This is a genomic window from Streptococcus sp. cx1, assembly GCF_052384325.1.
Taxonomy (GTDB): Bacteria; Bacillota; Bacilli; order Lactobacillales; family Streptococcaceae; genus Streptococcus; species Streptococcus salivarius_G.
Map to the genome: position 1 here is coordinate 101,881 of NZ_JBQSUN010000005.1, position 26,597 is coordinate 128,477.

At 37.9% G+C, this 26,597-nt stretch carries 32 protein-coding genes, 1 tRNA gene and 1 other RNA gene; 9 read left to right on the forward strand and 25 right to left on the reverse strand.

What is annotated here, in order from left to right; translation table 11 throughout:
• Positions 1-23 precede the first annotated feature (23 nt).
• The 22 genes from rpsQ to ACT170_RS07840 all read right to left on the reverse strand — a co-directional run bounded on the left by rpsQ (position 24) and on the right by ACT170_RS07840 (position 16,331).
• Positions 24-284 (reverse strand): 30S ribosomal protein S17, encoded by a 261-nt coding sequence (rpsQ, locus tag ACT170_RS07735; RefSeq protein WP_002885836.1) that lies wholly within the window; start codon positions 282-284, stop codon positions 24-26.
• 27 nt (positions 285-311) lie between these two features.
• Positions 312-518: a 50S ribosomal protein L29 gene (rpmC, locus tag ACT170_RS07740; protein ID WP_002885754.1), complete on the reverse strand. Its 207-nt coding sequence runs from the start codon at positions 516-518 to the stop codon at positions 312-314.
• A gap of 9 nt (positions 519-527) precedes the next feature.
• The gene (gene rplP / locus ACT170_RS07745; protein WP_000960950.1) at positions 528-941 is read right to left on the reverse strand and encodes a 50S ribosomal protein L16; all 414 of its coding nucleotides are present in this window, start codon (positions 939-941) and stop codon (positions 528-530) included.
• Between the two features lie 3 nt (positions 942-944).
• Complete coding sequence (rpsC, locus tag ACT170_RS07750) at positions 945-1,598, reverse strand: 30S ribosomal protein S3 (RefSeq protein ID WP_002885727.1); 654 nt, start codon at positions 1,596-1,598, stop codon at positions 945-947.
• 12 nt (positions 1,599-1,610) lie between these two features.
• On the reverse strand, positions 1,611-1,955 hold the full coding sequence (rplV, locus tag ACT170_RS07755) for a 50S ribosomal protein L22 (protein ID WP_002887063.1): 345 nt from the start codon (positions 1,953-1,955) through the stop codon (positions 1,611-1,613).
• A gap of 15 nt (positions 1,956-1,970) precedes the next feature.
• Positions 1,971-2,249, reverse strand: coding sequence for a 30S ribosomal protein S19 (gene rpsS, locus ACT170_RS07760; protein ID WP_000533765.1), 279 nt, complete (start codon positions 2,247-2,249; stop codon positions 1,971-1,973).
• Between the two features lie 93 nt (positions 2,250-2,342).
• Positions 2,343-3,176, reverse strand: coding sequence for a 50S ribosomal protein L2 (gene rplB, locus ACT170_RS07765; RefSeq protein WP_002887065.1), 834 nt, complete (start codon positions 3,174-3,176; stop codon positions 2,343-2,345).
• 17 nt (positions 3,177-3,193) lie between these two features.
• Positions 3,194-3,490 (reverse strand): 50S ribosomal protein L23, encoded by a 297-nt coding sequence (locus tag ACT170_RS07770; RefSeq protein ID WP_002887066.1) that lies wholly within the window; start codon positions 3,488-3,490, stop codon positions 3,194-3,196.
• Positions 3,490-4,113: a 50S ribosomal protein L4 gene (gene rplD / locus ACT170_RS07775; RefSeq protein ID WP_014635142.1), complete on the reverse strand. Its 624-nt coding sequence runs from the start codon at positions 4,111-4,113 to the stop codon at positions 3,490-3,492. Before rplD ends, ACT170_RS07770 begins: the two co-directional genes overlap by 1 nt.
• A gap of 24 nt (positions 4,114-4,137) precedes the next feature.
• Positions 4,138-4,764, reverse strand: coding sequence for a 50S ribosomal protein L3 (gene rplC, locus ACT170_RS07780; RefSeq protein ID WP_002885755.1), 627 nt, complete (start codon positions 4,762-4,764; stop codon positions 4,138-4,140).
• A gap of 114 nt (positions 4,765-4,878) precedes the next feature.
• Positions 4,879-5,187 (reverse strand): 30S ribosomal protein S10, encoded by a 309-nt coding sequence (gene rpsJ / locus ACT170_RS07785; protein WP_002885653.1) that lies wholly within the window; start codon positions 5,185-5,187, stop codon positions 4,879-4,881.
• Between the two features lie 243 nt (positions 5,188-5,430).
• A complete protein-coding gene (ruvB, locus tag ACT170_RS07790) occupies positions 5,431-6,432 on the reverse strand; it encodes a Holliday junction branch migration DNA helicase RuvB (protein ID WP_002887068.1) in 1,002 nt (333 codons plus the stop codon).
• A gap of 80 nt (positions 6,433-6,512) precedes the next feature.
• The gene (locus ACT170_RS07795) at positions 6,513-8,336 is read right to left on the reverse strand and encodes an acyltransferase family protein (RefSeq protein ID WP_038676887.1); all 1,824 of its coding nucleotides are present in this window, start codon (positions 8,334-8,336) and stop codon (positions 6,513-6,515) included.
• Positions 8,333-8,743, reverse strand: coding sequence for a membrane protein (locus ACT170_RS07800; RefSeq protein WP_002885750.1), 411 nt, complete (start codon positions 8,741-8,743; stop codon positions 8,333-8,335). Before ACT170_RS07800 ends, ACT170_RS07795 begins: the two co-directional genes overlap by 4 nt.
• Entirely contained in the window at positions 8,740-9,174 is a 435-nt protein-coding gene (locus ACT170_RS07805) for a low molecular weight protein-tyrosine-phosphatase (protein WP_014635146.1), read from the reverse strand. The genes ACT170_RS07800 and ACT170_RS07805 overlap by 4 nt, the downstream gene beginning before the upstream one ends.
• A gap of 275 nt (positions 9,175-9,449) precedes the next feature.
• The gene (locus ACT170_RS07810; RefSeq protein WP_014632520.1) at positions 9,450-10,742 is read right to left on the reverse strand and encodes an adenylosuccinate synthase; all 1,293 of its coding nucleotides are present in this window, start codon (positions 10,740-10,742) and stop codon (positions 9,450-9,452) included.
• Between the two features lie 235 nt (positions 10,743-10,977).
• Positions 10,978-11,484 carry a DNA topology modulation protein gene (locus tag ACT170_RS07815; RefSeq protein ID WP_049528623.1) on the reverse strand — a complete coding sequence of 169 codons (507 nt, stop codon included), beginning with the start codon at positions 11,482-11,484 and terminating at the stop codon, positions 10,978-10,980.
• Between the two features lie 498 nt (positions 11,485-11,982).
• Entirely contained in the window at positions 11,983-13,128 is a 1,146-nt protein-coding gene (locus ACT170_RS07820) for a low temperature requirement protein A (RefSeq protein ID WP_021152654.1), read from the reverse strand.
• Positions 13,129-13,342: 214 nt separating this feature from the next.
• A complete protein-coding gene (locus tag ACT170_RS07825; protein WP_071788307.1) occupies positions 13,343-13,759 on the reverse strand; it encodes a helix-turn-helix domain-containing protein in 417 nt (138 codons plus the stop codon).
• Positions 13,760-13,787: 28 nt separating this feature from the next.
• A complete protein-coding gene (locus tag ACT170_RS07830) occupies positions 13,788-14,393 on the reverse strand; it encodes a DUF1269 domain-containing protein (protein WP_002916827.1) in 606 nt (201 codons plus the stop codon).
• Between the two features lie 686 nt (positions 14,394-15,079).
• Entirely contained in the window at positions 15,080-15,595 is a 516-nt protein-coding gene (locus ACT170_RS07835) for an HdeD family acid-resistance protein (RefSeq protein WP_003004261.1), read from the reverse strand.
• Positions 15,596-15,818: 223 nt separating this feature from the next.
• Positions 15,819-16,331, reverse strand: a complete 513-nt coding sequence (locus ACT170_RS07840; RefSeq protein WP_002919839.1) for a helix-turn-helix domain-containing protein — start codon at positions 16,329-16,331, stop codon at positions 15,819-15,821.
• Positions 16,332-16,769: 438 nt separating this feature from the next.
• On the opposite strand from ACT170_RS07840, the gene ACT170_RS07845 reads away from it, so the two are divergent.
• Genes ACT170_RS07845 through ACT170_RS07855 form a run of 3 tightly spaced genes read left to right on the forward strand, consistent with a single transcriptional unit; the run spans position 16,770 to position 19,088 of the window.
• Positions 16,770-17,747, forward strand: a complete 978-nt coding sequence (locus tag ACT170_RS07845) for a hypothetical protein (protein WP_002927018.1) — start codon at positions 16,770-16,772, stop codon at positions 17,745-17,747.
• Positions 17,748-17,758: 11 nt separating this feature from the next.
• A complete protein-coding gene (locus ACT170_RS07850) occupies positions 17,759-17,947 on the forward strand; it encodes a DUF3173 domain-containing protein (protein ID WP_000369785.1) in 189 nt (62 codons plus the stop codon).
• A 1-nt stretch (position 17,948) separates the two neighbouring features.
• Complete coding sequence (locus ACT170_RS07855) at positions 17,949-19,088, forward strand: tyrosine-type recombinase/integrase (RefSeq protein ID WP_444818185.1); 1,140 nt, start codon at positions 17,949-17,951, stop codon at positions 19,086-19,088.
• Between the two features lie 86 nt (positions 19,089-19,174).
• Here ACT170_RS07855 and ACT170_RS07860 read toward each other — a convergent pair.
• From ACT170_RS07860 to ACT170_RS07870, 3 genes are all read right to left on the reverse strand, one after another.
• A tRNA-Lys gene (locus tag ACT170_RS07860) sits at positions 19,175-19,247 on the reverse strand.
• A gap of 1 nt (position 19,248) precedes the next feature.
• Positions 19,249-19,443, reverse strand: a non-coding RNA gene (gene ssrS, locus ACT170_RS07865) — 6S RNA.
• A gap of 86 nt (positions 19,444-19,529) precedes the next feature.
• Complete coding sequence (locus ACT170_RS07870) at positions 19,530-20,798, reverse strand: replication-associated recombination protein A (protein WP_410536698.1); 1,269 nt, start codon at positions 20,796-20,798, stop codon at positions 19,530-19,532.
• Positions 20,799-20,967: 169 nt separating this feature from the next.
• Between ACT170_RS07870 and rpmB the strand changes: the two genes are divergently transcribed.
• From rpmB to nrdD, 6 genes are all read left to right on the forward strand, one after another.
• Positions 20,968-21,156: a 50S ribosomal protein L28 gene (gene rpmB / locus ACT170_RS07875; RefSeq protein ID WP_002885786.1), complete on the forward strand. Its 189-nt coding sequence runs from the start codon at positions 20,968-20,970 to the stop codon at positions 21,154-21,156.
• A 126-nt stretch (positions 21,157-21,282) separates the two neighbouring features.
• Positions 21,283-21,549: an IreB family regulatory phosphoprotein gene (locus ACT170_RS07880; protein ID WP_002885737.1), complete on the forward strand. Its 267-nt coding sequence runs from the start codon at positions 21,283-21,285 to the stop codon at positions 21,547-21,549.
• Positions 21,549-21,968, forward strand: coding sequence for a Holliday junction resolvase RuvX (gene ruvX / locus ACT170_RS07885; protein WP_022496180.1), 420 nt, complete (start codon positions 21,549-21,551; stop codon positions 21,966-21,968). Before ACT170_RS07880 ends, ruvX begins: the two co-directional genes overlap by 1 nt.
• A 105-nt stretch (positions 21,969-22,073) precedes the next feature.
• Entirely contained in the window at positions 22,074-22,379 is a 306-nt protein-coding gene (locus ACT170_RS07890) for a DUF1292 domain-containing protein (protein ID WP_002887079.1), read from the forward strand.
• A gap of 212 nt (positions 22,380-22,591) precedes the next feature.
• Positions 22,592-24,238 carry a hypothetical protein gene (locus ACT170_RS07895; RefSeq protein WP_038676894.1) on the forward strand — a complete coding sequence of 549 codons (1,647 nt, stop codon included), beginning with the start codon at positions 22,592-22,594 and terminating at the stop codon, positions 24,236-24,238.
• Positions 24,239-24,336: 98 nt separating this feature from the next.
• Positions 24,337-26,541 (forward strand): anaerobic ribonucleoside-triphosphate reductase, encoded by a 2,205-nt coding sequence (gene nrdD / locus ACT170_RS07900; protein WP_002885751.1) that lies wholly within the window; start codon positions 24,337-24,339, stop codon positions 26,539-26,541.
• The last annotated feature ends 56 nt before the right edge of the window (positions 26,542-26,597 follow it).

The following is a 26,597-nucleotide window of genomic DNA, read 5'->3' on the forward strand; positions in this document are numbered from 1 at the left end:
TCAATTGTCTCCTTTTAGTTTTATTAGATAATAACAGCTTCTTCCACAACTTCTACAAGACGGAAGCGTTTTGTAGCTGAAAGTGGGCGAGTTTCCATGATACGAACGATATCGCCTTCTTTAGCAACGTTGTTTTCATCATGTGCTTTGTATTTTTTAGAATAGTTGATACGTTTACCATAGACTGGGTGGTTACGTTTAGTTTCAACTACAACTGTGATTGTTTTATCCATCTTGTCAGATACTACGCGTCCAACAAGGGTTTTACGTTGATTACGTTCCATTATTAGAATTGCTCCTTTCCCAATCTATTATTTGATTTCAGATTGCACAGTTTTAACACGTGCAATTTGTTTTTTCACTTCGTTCAAACGGGCAGTTTGATCAAGTTGACCTGCTGCAGCTTGGAAACGAAGGTCGAAAAGTTCTTTCTTAAGTTCGTTTTCTTTTTTAGCAAGCTCTTCTTGAGACAAGCCACGAAGCTCAGCAACAAACTTTTTGATTTCTTCAAGTTTCATGTCTTCTCCTTATTCTGCTTCACGTTTCACGAATTTACATTTAACTGGCAATTTGTGGCTAGCAAGACGAAGCGCTTCACGTGCAACTTCTTCAGAAACACCTGCGATTTCGAACATTACTTTACCACGTTTAACTGGTGCTACCCAACCTTCAGGTGCCCCTTTACCAGAACCCATACGTACACCGATAGCTTTAGCAGTGTATGATTTGTGTGGGAAGATCTTAATCCAAACCTTACCACCACGTTTCATGTAACGAGTCATGGCAATACGAGCAGCCTCGATTTGACGGTTTGTAATCCAGTGGCTAGTTGTAGCTTGAAGACCGTATTCACCGAATGATACTTCTTTACCACCTTTAGCCTCACCGCGCATTTTTCCACGGAATTCACGACGGTGTTTAACACGTTTAGGTACTAACATTTGTTATTTGCCTCCTTTAGTGTTTTTACGAGCTGGAAGAACTTCTCCACGGTAGATCCAAACTTTAACACCAAGTTTACCGTAAGTTGTGTCAGCTTCTTCCCAAGCGTAATCGATATCAGCGCGAAGTGTGTGAAGTGGAACTGTACCTTCAGAGTATCCTTCTGCACGGGCGATATCTGCACCGTTCAAACGACCTGATACTTGAGTTTTGATTCCTTTAGCTCCAGCACGCATTGCACGTTGGATAGCTTGTTTTTGTGCACGACGGAAAGCAACACGTTGCTCAAGTTGGCGAGCAATTGTTTCACCAACAAGGTGAGCGTCCAAATCAGGTTTCTTGATTTCAACGATGTTGATGTGTACTTGTTTTCCAGTCAATTTGTTAAGTTGAGCGCGAAGAGCGTCAACGTTTGATCCACCTTTACCGATAACCATACCTGGTTTTGCAGTGTGAAGTGAAACAATAACTTTGTTTACAGCACGTTCGATTTCAATAGTTGAAACTGAAGCGTCTGCAAGTTCTTTTTGAATGAATTTGCGGATTGCCAAATCTTCGTGAAGGTAATCTGCGTATTCTTTTTCAGCATACCATTTCGCATCCCAGTCACGGATGATCCCGACACGCATACCAATTGGATGTACTTTTTGACCCACGAGTTTACCTCCTTATTTTTCTGACACAACTACTGTTACGTGAGTTGTGCGTTTGTTGATTGGTGAAGCTGAACCTTTCGCACGTGGACGGAAACGTTTCATTGTTGGTCCTTCGTTTGCGAATGTTTCAGATACTACCAAGTTAGCTTTTTCCAAACCAAAGTTGTTTTCTGCGTTAGCGATAGCAGAGTTAAGAGTTTTCTCAACAATGCGAGCTGCTTTGTTTGGAGTGAATTTCAAGATTGCGATTGCATCAGCAACGTTCTTACCACGGATAAGATCAAGAACAAGACGTGTTTTACGAGGTGAAACACGCACTGTACGAGCCATTGCTTTAGCTGAAGTAATTTCTGCCATTGTGTCCTCCTCCTATTAACGACGTGTTTTCTTATCGTCAGCTGCGTGACCTTTGTAAGTACGAGTTGGTGCAAATTCACCAAGTTTGTGACCTACCATGTCTTCTTGGATGTAAACAGGAACGTGTTTACGTCCATCATAAACTGCGATAGTGTATCCGATGAAACTTGGGAAAATCGTTGAACGACGTGACCAAGTTTTAATTACTTTTTTCTTTTCGTCATTTGCTTGAGCTTCAACTTTTTTCATCAAATGCTCATCGACGAAAGGTCCTTTTTTAAGACTACGTCCCATTTTGTAGTTTTCTCCTTTAAATTGAATGTACCACAGCGGCTTGCACTAAGAAATGCTACCGAGTTGGCGGATGTTATGTGCTAAGCGACTAAATTATTTTTCGTTACGACGACGAACGATAAGTTTGTCAGATTTAGCTTTCTTGTTACGAGTTTTAAGACCAAGCGCAGGTTTACCCCATGGAGTAGATGGCGCTTTACGTCCAACTGGTGCTTTACCTTCACCACCACCGTGTGGGTGGTCGTTAGGGTTCATTACAGAACCACGAACTGTTGGGCGAATACCCTTCCAGCGATTACGGCCGGCTTTACCAAGGTTGATAAGTGATTGTTGTTCGTTACCTACAGTACCGATAGTTGCACGACATGTACCAAGAACCATACGAACTTCACCTGATTGAAGACGAACAAGTACGTATTTACCTTCTTGACCCAAAACTTGAGCAGAAGCACCAGCGGCACGGATAAGTTCAGCACCTTTACCTGGTTGAAGCTCGATGTTGTGGATAACTGTACCAACTGGGATGTTTGCAAGTGGAAGAGCGTTACCAATCTTGATATCCGCATCTGGACCTGAAACGATACGTTGACCTACTTCAAGACCTTTAGGTGCGATGATGTAAGCTTTAACCCCGTCAGTGTAGTGTACAAGAGCGATGTTTGCAGTACGGTTTGGATCATACTCAATTGTTTTAACAACTGCTTCAACGCCATCTTTGTTACGTTTGAAGTCAATCAAACGGTAGTGACGTTTGTGTCCGCCACCTTGGTGACGTACAGTGATACGACCGTTGTTGTTACGACCAGCTTTGTTCTTAAGAGAAACAAGCAATGATTTTTCAGGAGTGCTTGTAGTGATTTCTGCGAAATCCAAAGAAGTCATGTTACGACGGCCATTTGTCGTTGGTTTATAAACTTTAATACCCACGTTAATTTCTCCTTTGATTATTCAGCTTCAGCTGCAAACAACTCGATTGCTTTAGAATCAGCTGTAAGAGTGATGATAGCTTTTTTAGTTTTTGAAGTGAAACCAGTGTAACGTCCAACACGTTTTTGTTTTGGTTTAACAGTTACAGTGTTCACGCTAGCAACTTTAACACCTTCAAATGCAGCTTCAACTGCTTGTTTGATCAAGAGTTTGTGTGCACGTGTATCAACTTCGAAAGTGTATTTTCCTGCTTCAAGAGCAATCATAGATTTCTCAGTGATAACAGGTTTTTTGATTACGTCATACAAATTCATTATGCAAGAACCTCCTCGATTGATGAGATAGCTTCTTTAGTAACAAGAAGTTTATCTGCGTTTACGATGTCAAGTACACTTGCAGTTGCAGGAGTTGCAACAGTTACGTTTGCAAGGTTACGTGCTGAAAGTTCAGCAAATTTGTTTCCTTCTTCAACGATAACAAGTACTTTAGAATCGATGCTAAGAGCTGAAAGAACGTTTGCGAATTCAACAGTTTTTGGAGCTGCAAATGAAAGAGCTTCAACTGCTACAAATTTATCTTCTGCAACTTTAGCTGAGTAAACAGATTTCAATGCAAGGCGACGAACTTTTTGTGGAAGTTTGTATCCGTATGAACGTGGAGTTGGTCCGAAGACAACACCACCACCACGCCATTGTGGTGAGCGGATAGAACCTTGACGAGCACGTCCAGTTCCTTTTTGACGCCATGGTTTACGTCCACCACCTGATACTGCTGAACGGTTTTTAACCGCGTGAGTACCTTGGCGAAGGCTAGCACGTTGGCTGATTACGACATCAAATACTACTGATTCGTTTGGTTCGATACCGAAGATAGCGTCGTTAAGTTCAACTGTGCTAACTTCTTTACCAGTTTGGTCAAATAGTTTTACGTTTGCCATTTTTAACTGATTTCTCCTTTCTTATTATTTAGCAGCTTTAACTGCTGATTTGATAGTGATAAGAGATTTCTTAGCACCTGGTACGTTACCTTTGATAAGGATAACGTTTTTCTCTGGGATAACTTGTACAACTTCAAGGTTTTGAATTGTCACACGGTTGCCACCCATACGTCCTGCCAAGTGTTTGTTTTTGAAAACACGGTTAGGCGCAACAGGTCCCATTGAACCTGGACGACGGTGGTAACGAGAACCGTGAGCCATAGGTCCGCGTGATTGACCGTGGCGTTTGATAACACCTTGGAAACCTTTACCTTTTGAAGTACCAGTTACGTCAACAACATCTCCAGCTTCGAATGTGTCAACAGTGATTTCTGATCCAACTTCCAAGCCTTCAATGTTTTTGAATTCACGAATGAAGCGCTTAGGAGCTGTGTTAGCTTTCGCTACGTGGCCTTTGGCAGGTTTGTTGCTCAATACTTCGCGTTTGTCGTCAAAACCAACTTGAACTGCTTCGTAACCGTCTGTTTCAACAGTTTTAACTTGAAGCACAACGTTTGGAGTAGCTTCGATGACAGTAACAGGGATAAATTCACCTGCTTCAGTGAAGATTTGAGTCATTCCCACTTTTTTCCCTAAGATTCCTTTTGTCATGAGAAAATATTTCCTTTACTTTATTGTTTTTTCAAAAAGTTTTTTATGAGCGTTTTTTATGCTCAAAAAAGTTTTTAACGAGCGTTTTTTATGCTCAATGAATCAAGCTTTAAATTAAAGTTTGATTTCTACGTTCACACCACTTGGAAGATCAAGTTTCATCAAAGCGTCAACTGTTTTTTGAGTTGGGTTGATGATGTCGATAAGACGTTTGTGTGTACGCATTTCAAATTGTTCGCGAGAATCTTTATATTTGTGAGTCGCACGAATAATTGTGTAGAGACTACGTTCAGTTGGAAGTGGAACTGGCCCAGCAACTGTCGCACCTGTGCGAGTTGCAGTTTCTACGATTTTTTCAGCCGCTGTATCAAGCGTACGGTGTTCGTAAGCTTTCAAACGGATACGAATTTTTTTGTTTGCCATTTTTTCTCCTCTTTCGTCTATTTAAGATAATAGGCTAGCTCCTCAAGAAAACCAACACGGATTGCGTGGCAGTGCAACCAGGCGTGTCGCAACCTCTTGTATCATAGCTAAGCGCTGTATTTACAGCACCATAATATAATAACAAAAGAACCTACTCATTGCAAGGGATTTTTTTAGTTTTTTTCTTTTTCTTTATTTTATTTTTTGCCTAAACAAAAAAATCCATCTTCGATGGATTTTTTATCAACTTTCTTGAGTGTAGTCGTACCCCATATGTTCATAGGCTTTAACCGTTGCAACACGACCTGTTCGTGTACGCATAATGAATCCTTTTTGAATTAGGTAGGGTTCATACATATCTTCTACCGTTTCTCGCTCTTCTGCAATATTCACCGACAAGGTACCTAGACCAACCGGTCCCCCACCATACATTTCAATCATGGTGCGGAGAATTTTTTGGTCGACATAATCTAGTCCTTCATGGTCCACATCCAACATAGTCAACGCCTTGTCTGCAATCTTATCATCAATGATGCCATCACCCATAATTTGTGCATAGTCTCTCACGCGCTTAAGTAGGCGGTTAGCAATACGAGGCGTCCCACGGCTACGACGTGCTAGCTCTAGAGCAGCTTCAGGTGTTATAGTCATGTCAAAGATTTCTGAAGTACGTTCAATAATTTCCTTCAAATCTGGTAGCTCATAATATTCCATATGACCATTAATCCCAAAGCGAGCCCTCAATGGATTTGACAACATACCTGCTCGAGTAGTTGCACCTACTAATGTGAAAGGTGGTAACTCTAGATGGACACTACGACTTGTTTCGCCTGCACCAATCATGATATCAATGTAGTAATCTTCCATAGCACTATAAAGAACTTCTTCCACTGCCATAGGCATCCGGTGAATCTCATCAATAAATAAGATATCACCTGGCTCCAAGTCATTGAGTATGGCAACTAAATCACCAGCCTTTTCAATTGCTGGCCCAGACGTCTGCTTTAAATTAACGCCCATCTCATTAGCTATCACAAAAGCCATGGTTGTTTTCCCCAAACCTGGAGGACCAAACAAAAGAGTATGATCTAGTGCTTCATCACGAAGTTTAGCTGCCTCTATAAAAATCTTTAATTGGTCTTTAACCTTATCTTGACCAATATATTCCTTAAAGTACTGAGGACGAAGGGTACGCTCAACATACTCTTCATCTCCTAGTAAATCATTATCTAATATTCTTGCCATAGGCTTATTTTAGCACAAAACAAAAAATGCAGTCAAAATTTGTCCATAAAAAAGAAGACAAGACTTGTCTTCTCTCTTAATTATTTCTTACCACCCTTAACTGGTGCCTTATCAGCTTTCTCTATAGCTTCTTTAATTGTCTTAGTATAGAGTTTAGCGCCACGGTTAATTGAGTCGCTATCAGATCCAAAGTGAACCCCATCTGTACCATTCCAGATAGAAATATTTTCTTTAGCCACTTGATACCAGTCAGCAACTGTCACAAAGTCATATTTCTCCGCCATCTCTAACTCATACTTACGTAACTGAAGCAAAGATTGAGCCTCGTTACCAGATTTACTTCCATTATATGGTGTTACAAAGATAATATGGTGACCCTTAGGTAAATTCTTGATGATTTTATTAATAACGCCTTTATAGTCGTCAATCTCATTAACACCACCAGCAATGACAACATCCTTAGCAAGAGCATTACTATCCGCGTAATCTTTAAGCAAATCGTTGATTGTTGATAGGTTACGACTGACTACTGCATCTATAGCGACATTATCAATACTTGATTCCAGCTGATCTTTTGATCTAAGAGCTACGGAGTCCCCTAAAACTGTCACTCCCTTATTCACACCAAATGAAGTAGCCTGACTGTTCTCCGCATTTGTACGCGTTAATTTCATTTTAGTCTGAGCTTGCGACAACCCATTAGCTTCTAAATCTTTCTCAAAGTTCCCTACAGCCGGCGCAAAGAGAGAAATAAGCACTGTAATTAAGGTAAGACCACTAAATACATAAAGCACAATATGTCGGTACGGCGTCAAGTCTAAGTCTATTCCAAAGAGACTGGCCTTTCTTCCTGCAATAAATGGCTCTATTATATAGTAGGAAAGTGTCGCAAAAACAATTGACAGAATCGTTGTCAGAATGACTGCAATAATATTATTGGTCAATTGACTAAAGATAATATATAGTGGCCAGTGAAAAAGATAGACACTATAGCTGATTTCTGCCAGATAACTAATAAGAGCAGGCTCTGATTTTCCAGGCAATTTCTCATGGAGGACACGGGCAGAGTAAATCATAACAGCCGTGAACAAACTAGCCAAAACAAAACCAAATAGGTAGGTGATGCGTTCCTCAAAATGAAGGACTAAGCCCAACAATACGAGCAAGGCAAAACTTCCTGCCATATAAAGGACTGTCTTTTTCAGAGTCCAAAGACGTATATTTTTCTTGAACCTAGCGGTCGTTTCATACACACCTGAAAGTGTCGCAAAGAGAGAACCTAGGAAGAATGGATAGGCATGCGTAATTGATGAGAAATATAAGCGAGAAAAACTATCAACAAAGAAAGCACTAATAAACATTGATAGGAAGCTCACCATAAAGCAGGCAAGAGATACCATAAAGACTAGGCCTCTAAATTGATTTTGGTGTTTGACACGCTTAGCTAGGAACCAAAGCAAGGCACCCCAAAGAATATAATAGTGAACCTCAATAGCCAGACTCCATGTATGGAGGTAAATATGCTGGTTAAACTGGTTCTCGTAATTTCCTCCAGTCAGAATCTCATAATAGTTAGTTACAAAACCGATAACAGAGGTAATTTGACGTCCAATACCTGCAATAAAATCATTTCGAACCAAGAGTGCCAAAGGGGTACAGATAAGCACCATCAACACAAGTGGCGGTACTATCCGGTAGAAGCGTCGTCGCATAAAACCAAGGTAATCAATGCGATGCGTCCGAGATACCTCATCGATCAAAAGCGCTGTAATCAAATACCCTGAGAAGGTAAAGAAGACATCAACACCGATGAAGCCCCCAGGAAGAACACTTGGGAAGAAATGATAGATCAGAACCAAAAATAGTCCTGTCACACGAATATAAGAAAACCAGTTAATTCTCATCCTTTAAAAATCCCCTGTTTAAATTTCCCTTTGTAGGTAACCTTATTTTCAGTAGTCAATTTTCCTTGGCCATCGGCTTGGCCAGACTTGAACTCACCTTGATAAATCCAACCCTCATGAGATTTGAAGGTTCCTTGACCATTAAAGGAACCATTCTTAAATTCTCCTGTGTAGGTATCACCATTGTCATAGGTCAAAGTTCCTTGACCATTCAAACGGTGGTTCTGCATCTGACCTTTATAGGTAATCTTAGTCCCATCAATCTTGATAGAATGTTGCGTTTTTATAGTCACCAAAAACAAGGACAGGGCACATAAAATAATAACCCCTACTGTGATACGCTCAAATTGATTTCGGTCAATATCAATATTTTTAAAATCAAAATCCTTTAGTTGTTTAAAATTCATTGTCTATCCTTAATCCACTGTAACCAATCTCGACAACCTGCAGTTACCAATTTGTATGTTTCTTCAAAGTCACCTGTATACCATGGGTCCGGAACTCCACCAGGTCTGAAAAGCTTGATTTTATCGTCATAACGCCCTGCAGATATCTGTAGAAGATCCTCAACATTTGACTCATCCATTCCCACAACTAAATCAAAGAACTCAAAATCGGCCTGACTAATCTGTTGTGAGCCCTTGGAAGAGTCAAAAGAAATAGCATATTTCCTTAAAATCTTTTGGGTTCCTTGATGAACTGGATTTCCATGCTCCCATGAAGATGTCGCGCGACTTTCGATATGCAAAGACTTTTCTTGGTCCAGCTCTTTCATCACAAATTCTGCCATTGGGCTACGACAAATATTCCCCAGACAAACAAATACAATCTTATTCATTATTCACCTCTTGCCCCAAACTATTAAAAGATCTGCTCACTTATTTTCTTCGTCAAAATTATGAACACACTTTTAAATCATGAAAGTAGGTTCTCATTAATTTTCATTTAATCAATCCATATTATACCGAAAAACTAATCAAATAGAAAGGTTTCTTTCCTAATCATATCGAAAAATTAGTAACCTTTTTTAACAGTTGCAATATTCCTATTAATCTATATATTTAAGGCGTGAGAAAAGAGAACCTAGTTTCCTAGATTCTCTTTTTGTTGGCTTTAGATATTTGACCAAACACTTTCAAGGATGTTTGTTTGTTCACGTCCTGGTCCTACAGAGAAAGTAGAGATACGTACACCTACCAATTCACCAACACGACGAACATAATTACGAGCATTTTCAGGAAGCTCATCTAAACTACGGCAACCTGTGATGTCTTCTTCCCAACCTGGCAATTCTTCATAGATTGGTTTGCAACGTTTCAGTTGCTCAAGACTAGCTGGGTAGTGATCAATACGCTCACCATCAAGGTCATAAGCTACACAAATTTTTACAGTGTCAAGACCTGAGAGAACATCGATACAGTTCAAGCTGAGGTTTGTGATACCTGATACACGACGGCTATGGCGCATCACCACTGAGTCAAACCATCCTACACGACGTGGACGTCCAGTTGTTGTTCCATATTCATGACCAACTTCACGGATGCGTTCACCCACTTCATCAAATAACTCAGTTGGGAAAGGACCATCACCAACACGACTCGTATAGGCCTTACATACACCAACTACCTTATTAATTTTAGATGGACCAACACCAGAACCGATTGTAACACCACCCGCAACTGGGTTTGATGACGTTACAAATGGGTAAGTACCTTGGTCAATATCAAGCATAACCCCTTGAGCTCCTTCAAAGAGGACACGTTTACCTGCATCAAGAGCATCATTCAAGATAACGGATGTATCTGTGACATATTGCTTAATTTGTTGTCCGTAAGCGTAGTATTCTTCAAAAATCTCATCGAATGATAATTCTTCAGCTTCATACATCTTACTGAAAAGACGGTTTTTCTCAGCTAAGTTCGTTTTCAAACGATCAGCAAAAATTTCTTTGTCCAAAAGGTCTGCAATACGGATACCTACACGCGCAGCCTTATCCATATAGGCAGGACCAATACCTTTGTTAGTTGTACCAATCTTATTGTCACCTTTGGCGGCTTCTTGCAGTTGATCAAGTTTAATATGGTACGGCAAAATAACGTGTGCGCGGTCAGAAATACGAAGGCTCTCTGTTGACACACCTTCTGCATGAAGATATTCCAACTCTTTGACAAGTGATTTAGGATTGACCACTACACCGTTCCCGATAACAGAGATTTTCTCTGGGAAGAAAATACCTGATGGAATCAAGTGCAATTTAAATTTCTTACCATCGATAACAATCGTGTGACCTGCATTGTCTCCACCTTGATAACGTGCGATCACTTCGGCATCTTGACTTAGGAAATCTGTAATTTTCCCTTTACCTTCATCACCCCACTGGGTACCCACAACAACTACTGATGTCATATTATTTTGATAACGGACAGCTCCACCTTTACGAGGCTGTCCCCACCTTTCTTGAAAAACTTCACGGTGGGAATTTCACCCACAAGTTTTGCGTTACAGTTTATTATAGCAGAAAAAAGTCTATTTGTTCAACGTTGAAAGCACTTCTTACAAAATATTCTGACAGTTATAGCTAAGATTGCAACTAGTTATTTACTATATCTTTTTAACCTTGCTTCTTATGTATAACTATCAGCTATTTAACCTGCTTCATATAATCATTTAACTGCCTTTGATTCTTTAAAATAATTGTCTTGTCAGAATAATTTTTAACAACTGCATTATATCGCTCTACATATTTTTTAGAACGTCCGTCTAATAAAATCCATTTCACAAATGCAAAATCAAATTTTTCATTACAGCCTTCTGCCATGCTAGGACGTGTCTTTCCCCTATATGTTAAATAACGCCTAAATGCCCGATAGAGGCAATTAACTCTGTTAAAGTTGAAATAGACAATACAGTCAGCTTCTCTCATACGTTCTTCATAAAGACAGGCCGAGTAATTCCCTTCAATAATCCAATCACTTTGTAGCATAAATGTTGATATATTGCCGGTCATTTCATCAACTGTTCGCTCTTGCCAATTTGATGTGAAATGAATTTTATCTAAATGAAGTACCTCACAATTGTAGTGTTGACCTAAAAAATTTGCCAAAGTCGACTTTCCAGAACCACTATAGCCAATGATTGCAATTTTCAACTCATGTCTCCTTTTTCATTTCTGTTTCTTGACTATTATCATAACACAAAGCATATATTTAGAAGAAATTATCATTGGGAACAACTCTCGTTTAGACAAACAAGCATGTAAAGTTCTGTTTAAAGTGAGTTCTTTCTTAGAAAAATAAAAAAGAGACTTATAAGCAAGTCTCTTTCCGATATTAAGATACCCCCTACATGAATTTGTAAGAACTTTTCATATTGAAAATAAACAAAAATGTTGAAATATAGCTGATTTTAGGGAAATACTTTTAGGTGTTTTCAATGTCAGGATTTAAAAATGGGGCAAAAGTGGGGCAAAAACGAATGACTCACATTTGGTTTGAAAATCTATAATACCTAATGATTATGCCATACTAGATATATAGTGTTGTTATAAATAAATGTCAGTGCGAGTTCAAATCGGAGGATAAAATGGAAAAACAAATTAATGAAAAAAAAGCCTTGGTTCCCAAAGCTTTTTTATGTTATAAACTCATTAAAAGAACCCCCAGTTAGATTTGGAATATTTTTTATTCTGTGTCACATAAAAATAAATAAAATGAATGGCTATAGCTAGAGCGAAGATGGTTGCAATACTCAGCACTATTGTAGGATTCGAAGCGAAAACCAAAGAGAGAATCAAGGCAGCCAGATAGAGTGTCGCTTGAGCACAGTAGTAACTTCTCGAATAGCGAAGATAGTTTTTGTTATAGGGCCCATTTGCTAGGACAGCAGCTTGGAAGAGGCCAATTCCGATATAAAAGAAGCTGATTGCAACGAGAAGATTAGCCTCAGGATTCAGAAGAAAACCCATCGAAACTGTCATCAACATAAGCCCAATGAAAATAGGATAGTGACTATAAATTATAAATAATCCCTTTTGATTGGATCCTTCGTCAATAGCATGGTCAAATTCACCAAAATAAAACAAGAACAGAGAAAGCATGATAACGAAATTAAGAACCGAATATATCGAGAAATTCTCAACTGTAAAGAAGTTAACTAGCCCAATAACCATCTCTCCAAACGTAATAATGACAAGAAGGGAGACGCGCTCGATTAAATGGGGAAGATTTACTTGGAAATGCTCATCTTTAGTAATCAAGAAAATTGGCACAATAAATGTTAGCAGAATACTAGCAATAAAGATATAGACTCCAACGTAAATAGGAAAAAGAGCTGCCAGATAGACTCCTAAGCTTTGTAGACCTGTCAACCATAGAAAACCTTTGATACTTTCCCGATCAGCACTATCGGTTGATCCTCTAAAAAACTGAACCAAATATTGAAAAAATAAGGTAAGGGTTAATGTGCCAACAGCCCAACAGGTATGATAGTACCATTGTTGCCAATTGTATCCAATCATATTGGATATAAAGAGCATAAGTCCCATGTTGATAAACATGATTACCATGTTAAATAACGAGTTTGTTCCATAGCGATTGGTATAAATGGTTTGAATCATCCAGGAATTGATGATAACCATGACAGAGATGAAGAAATCAAGTAAAGAGTCCCAAGCCAAAACACCGTTATGAATAGGGTGAATTAAAGCAGTTGCTTTTGAAATTGCAAAAACAAACACTAGGTCATAAAATAGTTCTGAAAATTCTACACGTTTATGCTTAATAAGAGTTGCCATCTTAAGACCTTTCTATTCTAGAAGTACAATTTATTATAACAGAAAATGGTAATGAGAGAAAAGGAGATGCTTAAATAACTTCATGTGACGCGAATTGTCAAAACCTTGGAGCACATTTACCTCATGTACCAACTCACAGGCAGAGTGTTTGATGATTGATAATGAAGAATAAGATTTTACAATAGAAAAGCGAGGATATCCTCGCTTTTTTTATTTAATCTAATAGCTCCTTATTTTCAATTAAGAGCTCTAGTGGAGATTTATCTCTTGCTTCAATAAAACCAGGTTCATATTGGGTATGAAGTGTTCTTTTCTGAGAAGTTGGATCAATATACAACTCTTTTCCATCTTCTGTGTATAGTTGGTTGCCTCTTGTTAGGTAAAGTAAATCCTCTAAGTACTGTCCATCAGTATGTAGGAAATGCTCGATGTATTTGACAGCTTTTAAGATTTCACTTACTTTATCAGAGTATTCATTAGATTCAAGAACACTCTTTTCTAACTCAATCTCTTTACTCGTTCCAAAGAGTTGGGTTGGAGTTGCATTAAAATATTCTGCTATCTTATCCAAATTTGCAAAGGTAGGATAGCTTTTTTGTTTTTCGTAATCAGAGATGGACTGTTTACCGATTCCTAATTACCTCAGTCTCTTCAGTCTGTTAATTTTTTTTCGAAAATTTCTCTTTAATATTAGCTTTCAATTTATCAAATTTTTCACGACGAGCTTCTTTTTTATCCGCAATTAAGCGAGCTTTAGCTTGATGCTCTAAATCTTCTTGAATTTTGAGAGCTGACTCTATTTCTGCCGCAACAGTAGCGACATCCCACCTAGCAATGTGAACCTGATACTTTTCAAAAATAGAATTTAAAACAGATTCATCATTTTCTTGTACAAGTGCAATAATAGCTACTTCGCCATTTGTCAACTTATTACTAACGGTTGTAATTAATACCGAATTGGCCAATTCTTTGTCTGAACCAACGGAGGCGCCAATTGCTCCACCAGCAGCAAAACCAAAGAGAACACCTAGTGGTCCACCTAAAATTCCGATTAAACTACCAATTAATCCGCCTTCGAAATAATCATCTCCTAGGGAATCCATCAAATCAAAGCTATCTTTGACGTTAACAACACCATTTTCAGCTTTTACAATTGAAGCCTGAGCTAATTTTGTATTTTCAGTTTGACCAAACTGTTTTAATTCTGAAAAGGCCTGAAAGGCTTCACTTTCAATATCAAAAATTGAGACAACAACATTTTCCATGGGCTTACACTCCTTTATTACTTTATAGAGATAGAATAAAATCTCCTATATTTAGTAGTACAAAATACTGCTACACAAGGTGAATTATAGCATACAATAATCTTTTATGTAATATACAATATTTTACAAAGAGATTGAGGTTTTATTACAAAACTTATATTCTATAAATTAGACAACTTTAAAATTTTGATTAAAAAAAGATTTGGATAGAGCTGTTGGTAGACTTAGGAAATTTTAAGAACATGCATTAGTTAAACTCAAAATACAAGAAAAGCCTAAAAAGACTATACTGTAAGTGACAAAACAAAACAGGAGGATAGTCCAAATGAGCCACTTACATTAGTCCTGTGAAATACAGAACTAAATCCTTCACTTAAATTACTTGTCTAACTTTTTGGGATCAGTACAAACAGTGCTTTTTTTGTTGAAATCGCAAAGAATCTAAGCTTTCTTTTTGCAGATAACATTCGCTCTTTTATTTTCGGTATGATTGAGTCGATGCCCCGTTCTCGACCGGTTATTATTGCAACTTATCGAATGCTAGAGCACTATGCCATCACTTTTTGGAAGAATACTTGGAGCAATTCTACGCAGAATGGAATGCGAAAAAGTGATAATTAAAGAGACGAAAAAGCTGAGAATATGATTTCCCAGCTTTTTTGAATGCGATAGAAATAGCAACTAGACTATTTACGAAAGGCCTCAATAATGTAGGTGAAGCCAGTAACTAAAAATGAAAAGGCAATGACATAAACGACAAAGACACCTGTAGCCACTGGATTGAACAGAATCACTAGACCTAGTAAAAATTCAAGCAAGGCTACCCACATGATATTGCTACCAATAATAGGGAAAATCAATCTTAGACGATTGCCTTTAAAGAAAGCAATAATGGCTTCTACAATTAACCAAATTCCTACAATGGTCGGAATGACGACCGGCAGGGTCACAAAGCCATAAGCAACGAGGTAAAGAGCTAAGAGAAGACTAACAAATCCTTGGAAAAGATAAACAGGTGAGCGAAGCTCTTTTGGTGCAGAGAAATAGCCTAAAATAGCTGCTATAGAAGAAACCAGTAAACCAAATGAAATCCACCAGCTGTAAGCAACAAGATTAGCTACTGGGTTTGTAAATAGGAAAAGTCCTAAAAGGACAAAAACAACTCCTGCAAGGAATAGCAGTAAACGATTAGAAAATTTCATTTCAATACCCTCTATATAGTATAGTATAGTTTGCTAATAAAACTATTGTACTTATTTTTATAGAAAATGTCAATAAAATAAATAAACAATTTGGAAGTTTCAGTCTGACTTACAAAAAGAAAAGGAGTTTTCACTCCTTTTCACAGATTGAAGACAAAGTCCTTATAAAAGTGTCTTCTAAAGATTTTAACTTCAATCTGAAGCGAGGTTATCCTCGCTTTTTCTATTTATCAAACAATTCCTTATTTTCAATTAAGAGTTCTAGTGGAGATTTATCCCTTGCTACAATAAAACCAGGTTCATATTGGTTATGAAGTGTTCTTTTCTGAGAAGTTGGATCAATATACAACTCATCTCCATCTTCTGTGTATAGTTGGTTGCCTCTTGTTAAGTAAAGTAAATCCTCTAAGTACTGTCCATCAGTTTCTAGAAAATCTTCGATGTATTTGACAGCTTTTAAAATCTCACTTACTTTATCAGAGTATTCATTAGATTCAAGAACACTCTTTTCTAACTCAATCTCTTTACTCGTTCCAAAGAGTTGGGTTGGAGTTGCATTAAAATATTCTGCTATCTTATCCAAATTTGCAAAGGTAGGATAGCTTTTTTGTTTTTCGTAATCAGAGATGGACTGTTTACCAATTCCTAAATCTTCAGCTAGTTGAGTTTGACTTACTCCTTTTTCTATGCGTAGGCGTGCCAAATTGGGTCCAAAATTTTGAATAATAAAGGTCATGGAAAACTCCTATTCTTTTATTTTTAACTTATTTTATCACCTATAAACTTACAAATCAAGTTTTTAGTTGACTATTTAAAATATTTTTTATAAAATATATTTATAACTTATAAATAAGTTATAAATAATACAAAAAATAGCTCGTAAGTTTAGGGACAGTGAGTGAGGAGGAAGTTGAGGATGAGACGATGACTTATGACTATTCGAAGCCTTAGAGCTAGAAATTGTGTGGACAAGGACAAGGGCGAGCCTGACGGGAAGTCAGGCGAAGTCCCGAAGACTGCCGTCCAGACAATTTCTAGCCAAGCAAAAGTTGGCTATTCTAACAGCCAGCAAAAAGGTACACTTAGGACAACGTCCAAAGAACGACGGAACGAGCAAACGTTGATTTGACGGTGTTTCTGAGACCTAAAAAATCTAAAAGAAGGGGGGACAATTTTGTTGGTTTCTTTACAAGATTTAAGAAGCATTCAAGAACGATGTGATGTAGGAGAATTAGTACAGCGACTAGATGTCAGTATTGATAGATTAACGGTTATCTGGGATACAGACACTGGTTCCCTAAGACGAATTTTCAAAAATCTGAAACAGGCAATAAGTACAAGAGTTGACGCATTTGAAATACATGATAACGTGCGAGATGATGTCTTTGCTTTAGCTAAGGATCTTAATGAGTATGATTCAATCAATATTATATTTTTTCAATTATCCACTTATGGAGGTGAACAATTGATTCGGATTGATTTCAATCCTAACACTTTAAAAGAATTTGATGGAATGAAAGTATGGAGGCAATTAATGTACTTTGCCAGATTGAATTCATTGACGGTACGTTTGTCTCGTTTTGATTTGGCATTTGACATTTTCAACAGGCCTGAAATCGTTAATTTGCAACATATTAAAGGTGGTGTTACACATAAGGTCTTCTATGGTCGAGGGGGCGAATTAGAGACGAAATATTGGGGTTCTAGCGGTAGTAATGTACAAGTTAGGTTATATGATAAGAATAAAGAAATCATTGCTCACAAGCGAGAAGAGAAGCTAGATTTGGATGTGAATCCGTTTTGGTGGAGACTAGAGTTCCAACTCAGAACCAAAGCGATTGGTGAGGAGATGGTCCAAGATATTATGAGTAGACTTGATAATTTCGGGTTTTATAAGCTAGATCATATTCGAGTGGATCAAAGAGCCTTTACAATTATCTTTCTCAACAATCCTGAACTGTTATCATTAGCTTTTCCAAATTTAAAATCAGACAGCATCAAAAAGAAAAAAACAAGAGTCCGCAAACTATTGAGAGAAGAAACGAACCAATTTGCGGAAGAATTAAAAGAAGTATTAATACAGAATCTCCCTAAATTAAATGCAGAATTACAACTACTTGTAGGCGAGTTTCTGAATTTAGAAAATAAATAAGGAGGATAACTATGGACAATAATTTAATTAGTAACAAAGAATTAATTGAAATGGGCTATCGCCCTCATACAGCGAATGATATCATTCATCAGGCAAGAGAATTACTTGTCTCACGAGGCTATACATTTTATAATCGCAAACGTTTGATGGTTGTTCCAAAAAGTGTTGTAAATGAGATTCTAGGAACTGAGGTGGCGTAATATGGCAAGTGTTCGTTATCGAAAGCGAGGAGATAGTAATTTATGGACCTATGAAATTCGTAGCGAAGGGAAAACTGTTGTTCATAATAGCGGTTTTAAAACAAAAAAACTTGCAGAGTCAGAAGCTGAACCGATTCTGCAAGAACTTCGTTTAGGAAAAAGAATTTCTAGAGATATTTCTCTTGTAGATCTGTATCAAGAATGGCTTGAACTAAAAATTCTACCGAGTAGTAGGTCGGAAGAGACAAAGAAAAAATATCTTCTCCGTAAAAACACAATTGAAAGATTATTTGGAAATAAAAAAGTCACTCAAATTCGTGCGAGTGAATACCAAAGAATTATGAATAAGTATGGACAAACAGTTGGTAGAAATTTTCTTGGTAGATTGAATACTGGGATTCATCAGAGCATCCAAATGGCAATTGCAGACAAAGTTCTAATAGATGATTTTACACAACATGTCGAGTTATTTTCATCCAAAGAACAACAGATGACAGAAGAGAAATATTTGCATACAGAAAAGGACTATCTGGATTTACTTTTAGCAGTAAAGAGAAAATTTGATTACCAACGATCAATTGTTCCTTATATCGTCTATTTTCTATTAAAAACAGGGATGAGGTTTGGAGAGTTAATAGCGTTAACTTGGAATGAAGTTGACTTTGACAGAGGACTGTTAAAAACATATAGAAGGTTTAATACCCTTTCTCATAAATTTGTCCCTTCAAAAAACAAAACGTCTATTCGTATGGTACCGATAGACGAAGAATGTATTAAGATATTACAAGTCCTAAAAATTGAACAAGAGAAGGCTAATAAAGAGCTAGGTATCAAGAACAGGTATAAAATGATTTTTCAGCATTATGGATATATTCATATGGTACCAGATATTGCTAGTGTCAATAAAGCTTTGAGTGTTCTTTTAAATGAATTAGATATTTATCCAATTATCACGACAAAAGGAGCACGTCATACCTATGGAAGTTACCTCTGGCACAAAGGATTTGACCTTGGGGTTATTGCAAAAATTCTAGGGCATAGAGATATTTCAATGTTAGTAGAAGTATATGGACACACTTTAGAGGAGAAAATTTTTGAGGAATTTAATCAAATCAAAGATGTCTGGAAAGATTGCTCATAAAAAAATATGGGGCAAATGATGGGGCAAATCAGTTATAGACAAGCAAAAAAGCCTTTTAAATCAAGGCTTTTTCTTCTGTATTTCTATGCCCCCTACAGGGCTCGAACCTGTGACCCATGGATTAAGAGTCCACTGCTCTACCAACTGAGCTAAGGAGGCTGGATGCTGTATTGGTACCGATGATCCACCGTTTGTATTGAACCCGCGACGTAAAAAAGCAGGTGGGCGACTCGCTACTAACTTCAGTTGCTTCTGGGTGAGCCAGCCTGCACACTGTTAATAGACCTCTGTCTCCCGATAATACAAAAATTAGTCGGTCAACACTTATATGTGGATTCGTATACCACAGCAATTTCTATGTTTTTATAATACCACTTTTGAAAATTATTGCAAGAGGAAAAATCAATTTTTTTGCAATCGTTTTCGTTGATTCCTCTCGTATTACCTAGATAACTTATCGATCCGTTCTTTATTAGCTCCAAGAGCTCTTTCATATTTCCCGGTTTCATTGGGTTGGAAATAATTCACACCTCTTAATTTATCCGGAAGATATTGTTGTTTGACCCACTTTTCAGGATAAGCATGGGGATACTTGTAATCTTGTGCATTGCCCAGTTCCTTGCTTCCAGCATAGTGTCCATCTCTCAAATGACGAGGAATAGGTAAATTCCCTGATTTTCTAAGGTCTGCCAAGGCAGCATCCATAGCCATATAAGCCGAATTCGACTTAGGAGATAAAGCTAAGTCAACAACTACATTGGCAATCAAAATACGCGCCTCTGGGAAACCTACTTTCTGTGCAGCTTCCAAAGCTGTAACCGTGTGAACTTGCGCATCAGGATTAGCTAAACCAATATCCTCGTACGCAATCACAGTCAAGCGTCGTGCTAGACTAGGGAGATCTCCTGCTTCAACCAAACGTGCTGCATAGTGAAGACTGGCATTAACATCAGAGCCTCGAATAGATTTTTGCAAAGCAGAAAGTACATCATAGTGTCCATCACCGTCTTTATCCATGGTGATATAGCTACGTTGTAAACTATTTTCCACTGTATCTAAAGTAATATGGCGAAACCCATCTTCTGAAGCTGGCGTCGACATGACAGCTAAATCTAAGGAATTATAAGCCGAACGTAAATCACCATTAGTAGCCGTAGCAATAAAATCTAGAGCATCCTCATCTAACTGGACATCAAAGTCAAAGCCACGCTCCTTGTCCTCTAGAACACCTAGTATAGCTTCCTTAATATCCTCGTTAGAGAGTGGTTCCAACTCAAATATTTGTACACGACTACGGATGGCTGGTGTGACAGAAAAAAACGGATTCTCCGTTGTAGCCCCAATCATGATAATATTACCATTCTCTAAGAGTGGCAATAAAAAGTCTTGTTTAGCTTTATCCAAACGATGAATCTCATCTAGAAGCAGAACTAAGCCACCTGAAAATTTAGCCTCTTCCGCAATTTCCTGTAGGCGTTTCTTGCTATCAACAGTAGCATTAAAGGTTCTAAAAGCAAATTTTGTTGTTCCTGCAATAGCACTAGCTATTGAGGTCTTCCCGATTCCTGGTGGCCCGTAGAGAATCATTGACGACAGCATATTCGCTTCTACCATACGGCGAATAATTTTACCTTCACCAACCAAATGCTTCTGACCAATCACCTCTGAAATTGTACGTGGACGCATGCGTAGAGCAAGATTATCTGGCATCTTCTCTCCTTTTTTAACTGATTTTTTCTTATTATAATAAGCATATACTATTTTGTTATAAAAAGAAATTATAAATAGTTCTTGTCAAACCTAAATTCTTATGATAGAATGTTTTGGTATGTGGTGCTAGCACATCCGTAATAAATTCTACCTAGGAGGAAAACACGAAATGGCTAAAGTATGTTACTTTACAGGACGTAAAACTGTTTCTGGAAACAACCGTTCACACGCTATGAACAAAACTAAACGTGCCGTTAAACCTAACCTTCAAAAAGTTACTATCCTTGTTGATGGTAAACCTAAAAAAGTTTGGGCTTCAGCTCGTGCGCTTAAATCTGGTAAAGTTGAACGCGTTTAATCTTATTGGATATTAAGAGAGATGGCTTCAGTCGTCTCTTTTTTTGTTCATCGTCTTTCCCTTTTGGCTATACTTATGTTATAATAAAGAACTAACAGATAATTCTTATAGAAAGAAGGTGTCAGTATGGGATTTACAGATGAAACTGTTCGTTTCAACCTAGACGACGGTAGCAAAGATGAAATCAGTAATACTTTGACAAATGTCTACCGTTCGTTAGCTGAGAAAGGTTATAATCCTATCAACCAAATCGTCGGTTATGTTCTGAGCGGTGACCCTGCTTATGTTCCGCGTTATAATGACGCCCGTAACCAGATTCGTAAATACGAACGTGATGAAATCGTTGAAGAACTCGTTCGCTATTATCTTAAAGGAAATGGAATTGACCTCTAATGCGAGTAATGGGACTTGATGTTGGCTCAAAAACAGTAGGAGTTGCGATTAGTGATCCCCTCGGTTTTACAGCCCAAGGCGTTGAAATTATTAAAATTGACGAGGAGGCTGAAGAGTTTGGTTTCGACCGACTAGGCGAGCTCGTTAAAGAATATAAGGTAGAAAAATTTGTTGTTGGTCTTCCTAAAAATATGAATAACACTGAAGGACCACGTGTTGAGGCAAGCAAAGCCTATGGTTACAAAATCAAGGAAATCTTTGGAATTCCTGTAGATTACCAAGACGAACGCTTGACAACTGTTCAAGCCGAGCGTATGTTGGTTGAACAAGCAGATATCAGCCGTGGTAAACGTAAAAAAGTTATTGATAAATTAGCTGCCCAACTTATTCTACAAAACTACCTCGATCGAATGTTTTAAGAAAGTGTAATAGAGACCTAATAGTCAAGTGACAATCTAGTAAACTGCCAAGCAATATACTAGATTTCCTCACTATTCAGTGCTCTCTACAAAAAGGAGAACAATATGTCACACAATCACGACCACAACCATGATCATGAAGTCATCACTTTAGTAGACGAACAAGGAAATGAAACACTTTTTGAAATCTTGTTGACTATTGATGGACGCGAAGAATTTGGTAAAAACTATGTTCTTTTGGTACCAGCTGGTGCTGAAGAAGATGCTAATGGAGAAATTGAAATCCAAGCATACTCATTCACTGAAAATGAAGACGGTACTGAAGGCGACCTTCAACCAATCCCTGAAGATTCAGATGCTGAATGGGATATGATTGAAGAAGTTTTCAATAGCTTCATCGATGAAAACTAAAAAATAATCAATGCCATAGGCAAAGAAATGACTTGTTAAAAAGAGATTGGGATATTGTATCTCAGTCTCTTTTTTAGATATTTTTTTCTTAAATGTAAGAAATTAGAGGAAAATTGACTAAATGGTATTATCTGATATACTTTAAATAAGACAATTAGGGGATAAGACCCTTTTATTTATAACTATCCAAATGTCAACAAAGGAGTTTAATTGTGAGTCCATACAACGAAGACAATACTTTAGATTCAAGTGGCTACCAAGGTTATCATCGAAGCCACCATCAATCTCATATACAAGATAATCAATCCGAAAAGATTGAAGTGACAATTCAGGGACATACAGAAGAATCAAATTCGTCTCAAATAGAGAAAAAAACTAAGATTTCACTTCCATGGAAGCATAGAGGCCATATCCTGATTCTCAGTTTGATTTTGAGTATTTTTAGTATATCAGTTCCCTGCTTTACAGACTTTGCCAATAATATACAGTCTCAAAACCTTTACATTGCAAAAATGTTTGCCAATGGTAGCTTACCCTACTCTGACTTTTTTGCGACAGGCGGCTTCTTTTATTACTTACTAGTTTCTCTGGCTTTCCGTTTAGGATCAACTCTTTGGCTGATTCCTATTCAATTCCTTACCTACTATCTTTCTGGAAGTTACCTTTACAAGACTGTCATGCACATGACAAACAAGAAGGAAATTGCCACTCTAATTAGTATTATTTTCTATGTCACTAATGGAACACTTGGTTTTGGTGGTCTCTACCCTATCCAATTTGCTATGCCTTTTGTCCTAGGTGCCATCTTCTTCTTAACTCGTTACTTTGCGGGTCACAGTCGTGATGAAGCCTTTATTCTTTACGGCTTCGCTGGCACTGCGGGAGCTCTTTTTGAAGCTCGAACTCTTATTTTCTGGATATTGTCACTTGTGACAATCTTCGTTTACAACCTTGTCAACAAACACTTTGCTCGTGGTTTTTATCAAGTTCTTTGTATTATTTTTGGTAACATTCTAGTATTGTATCTATGTCTTTACTTTATCCTAAATTTACAAATTACATCGGACTATATTAACCAAGTTTTGGTTTACAACTTTACACAACTCGCTGTAGAAAAAAATGACTTTCTACTTACGTTAGCTTACCAAAGTTTTGCTGTTATAGGCTCTGGATTACTTGTTGGTGCACTGACTACAAGCAACCACCTTCTTGGCGATGCTAAAGATAAGAGCATCAAGTGGGTACTACTCCTTAGTTTTATCTTTACAGTAGTTTACAGCTTGTTCTCTCAAAGCTTTGGGCTTTACAGTATTCTCAACATCGTACCTTATGGTCTAGTCTTGACAGCACTTTCTTTAGATGATGCTATTAAAAAGAGAGCAGAGCGAACTTCTCACCGACGTCGTAATGGTAACCAGATTCACACACTTAAAGTTTTTGGTATCTTCCTTAGTCGTAATTACTTCTTACCTATTGCAGTCTTTGCATTTGCTTTCGCGATGCCAATCATTATATTCCTATTTAATTTAGGAAATAATACTGAACGTAGTACTGTTGCAAATTACCTCGCTAAAAATACTAAGAAGGATGAAACTATCTACGTTTACGATTCATCAGCAAAAATTTATTTGGAAAGCGGTCGTAAAGCAGCCTCACAATTTGTTCTTCCAGAACTTAACACAGCTAAATCTAGTCATCAGAAAGCTCTCTCAGATACTATTATCCAAGATTCAGCACAATATATCGTTGTCCAACAAGATACACAACTACCTTCTGATGTTAAATCTACACTTTCAAAAAACTATAAAAAAGCCCCTGTAAAAGGCGTTGAACGATACACTGTTTACGTCCTAAAATAGGTCAAAAAATCAATATATAGTGGTTGAGATAAAAATATACCACAATATATTGATTTTTTTTTGCCTAGTGCTATAATTAGTAGCGAGGTGATTTTTAGATGATTACATTAGAAAAAGAAAAGGTTACAATCAACCCTGATATCAAAGTCATCAAACGTGATGGTCGTATGGTTGTCTTTGATTCAAGTAAAATATATGAGGCTATCCTAAAAGCAAGTGAAGCTATTACACCTATCACACCCTTGATTGAAGCAAAGTTGGAGGGAATTGCCAACCGTATTGTTGCTGAAATCAATGACCGCTTCACTCAAAATATCAAAATATATGAAATCCAAAGCATAGTAGAGCACGAGTTACTCGAAGCTAACGAATATGCTATCGCTCAAGAATATATCAACTATCGTACCAAACGTGATTTTGAGCGTTCTCAGGCTACTGACATCAATTTCACCATTAGTAAACTTGTTAATAAAGACCAGGCTGTTGTTCACGAAAATGCTAATAAAGATAGCGATCTTTACAATACGCAACGTGATTTAACCGCAGGAATTGTCGGAAAATCTGTAGGACTTAAGATGCTTCCTCCACACGTAGCAAATGCTCATCAAAAGGGAGATATCCATTTCCACGATTTAGACTACAGCCCTTACACACCTATGACCAACTGTTGTTTGATTGACTTCAAAGGCATGTTGGCAAATGGTTTTAAAATTGGTAACGCTGAAGTTGAAAGTCCTAAATCCATTCAAACTGCAACAGCACAAATTTCACAAATCATCGCAAATGTTGCCTCTAGTCAATATGGTGGCTGTACTGCAGACCGTATCGATGAGTTTTTAGCTCCTTACGCAGAACTTAACTACAAAAAACACTTAGCTGATGCTAAAGAGTGGGTAGCTGAAGAAAAACGTGAAGACTATGCACGCGCCAAAACGCGTAAAGATATCTACGATGCTATGCAATCTCTTGAATACGAGATTAATACGCTTTTCACTTCGAATGGACAAACTCCCTTTACCTCTCTCGGTTTCGGTTTAGGGACAAACTGGTTTGAGCGTGAAATCCAAAAGGCTATCCTACAAGTTCGTATTTTAGGACTTGGCTCCGAACACCGTACAGCCATTTTCCCTAAACTCATTTTTACCTTAAAACGTGGACTTAACTTAGAGCCTAGCTCACCTAACTACGATATTAAGCAACTAGCTCTTGAATGTGCAACAAAGCGTATGTATCCAGATGTCTTATCATATGACAAAATCGTTGAATTGACAGGTTCCTTTAAGGCTCCTATGGGATGTCGTTCCTTCCTACAAGGGTGGAAGGATGAAAATGGTGTTGAAGTTAATTCTGGACGAATGAATCTGGGTGTTGTAACCCTTAATCTTCCTAGAATTGCCCTAGAATCTAAGGGAGACCAAGACAAATTTTGGGAAATTTTTGAAGAAAGAATGGGAATTGCCAAAGATGCACTCGTCTACCGAGTTGAACGTGTCAAAGAAGCTACACCTGCTAATGCACCTATCCTTTATCAGTATGGGGCATTTGGCCAACGTTTAGGTAAATTCGACAATGTAGATCAACTCTTCAAACATCGTCGTGCAACTGTATCACTTGGCTATATTGGGCTTTATGAAGTAGCATCTGTTTTTTATGGTAGTGACTGGGAGACTAATCCAGAAGCCAAAGCGTTCACGTTAGATATCGTTAAATCTATGAAAAATGCTTGTGAAAGTTGGTCTGACGAATATGATTATCATTTCTCTGTTTATTCAACACCATCAGAGAGTTTGACGGATCGTTTCTGTCGTTTGGATACTGAAAAGTTCGGTGTCGTGACTGATATCACAGATAAAGAGTATTACACCAACTCTTTCCACTACGATGTTCGTAAAAATCCAACACCATTTGAAAAATTAGAATTCGAAAAAGCATACCCAGAAGCTGGCGCAACTGGTGGATTCATCCATTACTGCGAATATCCAGTCCTCCAGCAAAATCCAAAGGCACTCGAGGCTGTCTGGGACTTTGCTTATGACCGTGTCGGTTACCTCGGAACGAATACTCCAATTGATAAATGCTACAAGTGTGACTTTGAAGGGGACTTCACCCCAACAGAACGTGGATTCATGTGTCCTAACTGTGGCAACACAGATCCTAAAACAGTTGATGTTGTCAAACGTACTTGCGGCTATCTAGGAAACCCACAGGCACGCCCAATGGTTAAAGGACGCCACAAAGAAATCTCTGCTCGGGTCAAACACATGAACGGTTCAACCATAAAATATGAAGGTAAACACCTTTAATAAGACCTAGAATACATTATAATAAACTAGAAGCAGCTGGATGATACCTTCCAACT

Excerpts from the sequence above, each read along its gene's own strand:
- ACT170_RS07880 (WP_002885737.1), top strand. The coding sequence starts at position 21,283 with ATGGGATTTACAGATGAAACTGTTCGTTTCAACCTAGACGACGGTAGC.
- ACT170_RS07855 (WP_444818185.1), top strand. The coding sequence starts at position 17,949 with ATGGCAAGTGTTCGTTATCGAAAGCGAGGAGATAGTAATTTATGGACC.
- ACT170_RS07830 (WP_002916827.1), bottom strand. The coding sequence starts at position 14,393 with ATGGAAAATGTTGTTGTCTCAATTTTTGATATTGAAAGTGAAGCCTTT.
- ACT170_RS07800 (WP_002885750.1), bottom strand. The coding sequence starts at position 8,743 with ATGAATTTTAAACAACTAAAGGATTTTGATTTTAAAAATATTGATATT.
- ACT170_RS07890 (WP_002887079.1), top strand. The coding sequence starts at position 22,074 with ATGTCACACAATCACGACCACAACCATGATCATGAAGTCATCACTTTA.
- rplP (WP_000960950.1), bottom strand. The coding sequence starts at position 941 with ATGTTAGTACCTAAACGTGTTAAACACCGTCGTGAATTCCGTGGAAAA.
- rplV (WP_002887063.1), bottom strand. The coding sequence starts at position 1,955 with ATGGCAGAAATTACTTCAGCTAAAGCAATGGCTCGTACAGTGCGTGTT.
- ACT170_RS07870 (WP_410536698.1), bottom strand. The coding sequence starts at position 20,798 with ATGCCAGATAATCTTGCTCTACGCATGCGTCCACGTACAATTTCAGAG.
- rpsQ (WP_002885836.1), bottom strand. The coding sequence starts at position 284 with ATGGAACGTAATCAACGTAAAACCCTTGTTGGACGCGTAGTATCTGAC.
- ACT170_RS07850 (WP_000369785.1), top strand. The coding sequence starts at position 17,759 with ATGGACAATAATTTAATTAGTAACAAAGAATTAATTGAAATGGGCTAT.
- ACT170_RS07795 (WP_038676887.1), bottom strand. The coding sequence starts at position 8,336 with ATGAGAATTAACTGGTTTTCTTATATTCGTGTGACAGGACTATTTTTG.
- rpmB (WP_002885786.1), top strand. The coding sequence starts at position 20,968 with ATGGCTAAAGTATGTTACTTTACAGGACGTAAAACTGTTTCTGGAAAC.
- ACT170_RS07820 (WP_021152654.1), bottom strand. The coding sequence starts at position 13,128 with ATGGCAACTCTTATTAAGCATAAACGTGTAGAATTTTCAGAACTATTT.
- ACT170_RS07810 (WP_014632520.1), bottom strand. The coding sequence starts at position 10,742 with ATGACATCAGTAGTTGTTGTGGGTACCCAGTGGGGTGATGAAGGTAAA.
- rpmC (WP_002885754.1), bottom strand. The coding sequence starts at position 518 with ATGAAACTTGAAGAAATCAAAAAGTTTGTTGCTGAGCTTCGTGGCTTG.
- ACT170_RS07770 (WP_002887066.1), bottom strand. The coding sequence starts at position 3,490 with ATGAATTTGTATGACGTAATCAAAAAACCTGTTATCACTGAGAAATCT.
- rpsJ (WP_002885653.1), bottom strand. The coding sequence starts at position 5,187 with ATGGCAAACAAAAAAATTCGTATCCGTTTGAAAGCTTACGAACACCGT.
- rplD (WP_014635142.1), bottom strand. The coding sequence starts at position 4,113 with ATGGCAAACGTAAAACTATTTGACCAAACTGGTAAAGAAGTTAGCACA.
- nrdD (WP_002885751.1), top strand. The coding sequence starts at position 24,337 with ATGATTACATTAGAAAAAGAAAAGGTTACAATCAACCCTGATATCAAA.
- ruvX (WP_022496180.1), top strand. The coding sequence starts at position 21,549 with ATGCGAGTAATGGGACTTGATGTTGGCTCAAAAACAGTAGGAGTTGCG.
- ACT170_RS07835 (WP_003004261.1), bottom strand. The coding sequence starts at position 15,595 with ATGAAATTTTCTAATCGTTTACTGCTATTCCTTGCAGGAGTTGTTTTT.
- rpsS (WP_000533765.1), bottom strand. The coding sequence starts at position 2,249 with ATGGGACGTAGTCTTAAAAAAGGACCTTTCGTCGATGAGCATTTGATG.
- rplC (WP_002885755.1), bottom strand. The coding sequence starts at position 4,764 with ATGACAAAAGGAATCTTAGGGAAAAAAGTGGGAATGACTCAAATCTTC.
- ACT170_RS07805 (WP_014635146.1), bottom strand. The coding sequence starts at position 9,174 with ATGAATAAGATTGTATTTGTTTGTCTGGGGAATATTTGTCGTAGCCCA.
- ACT170_RS07840 (WP_002919839.1), bottom strand. The coding sequence starts at position 16,331 with ATGACCTTTATTATTCAAAATTTTGGACCCAATTTGGCACGCCTACGC.
- ruvB (WP_002887068.1), bottom strand. The coding sequence starts at position 6,432 with ATGGCAAGAATATTAGATAATGATTTACTAGGAGATGAAGAGTATGTT.